At 38.4% G+C, this 219-nt stretch carries 1 protein-coding gene; it reads left to right on the top strand.

All coding sequences use genetic code 11. The annotated features are described in order from the left end of the window. Positions 1-219: nucleoside monophosphate kinase (locus V6260_RS19030; protein WP_341595609.1), on the top strand; the 219-nt coding region annotated here is incomplete at both ends.

Genomic DNA, 219 nt, shown 5'->3' with positions numbered 1-219 from the left:
AAAAAAAGTAATGGATGCAGGTCAGTTAATTTCTGACGATATAATTATCGGTTTAGTTAAAGAGCGTATTGCTAAAGCTGATTGTGAAAAAGGTTATTTACTTGATGGCTTCCCACGCACCATTCCACAAGCAGAAGCAATGAAAGAAAATGGCGTAGTGGTTGATCACGTTATAGAATTTGATGTGGCTGATGAAGTAATTGTAGAGCGTATGGGCGG

The organism is Pseudoalteromonas aliena, assembly GCF_038155085.1.
Classification (GTDB): domain Bacteria; phylum Pseudomonadota; class Gammaproteobacteria; order Enterobacterales; family Alteromonadaceae; genus Pseudoalteromonas; species Pseudoalteromonas aliena_A.
Note: the sequence above shows the minus strand (reverse complement) of the source record. Positions and strands in the feature narration are given on the sequence as shown.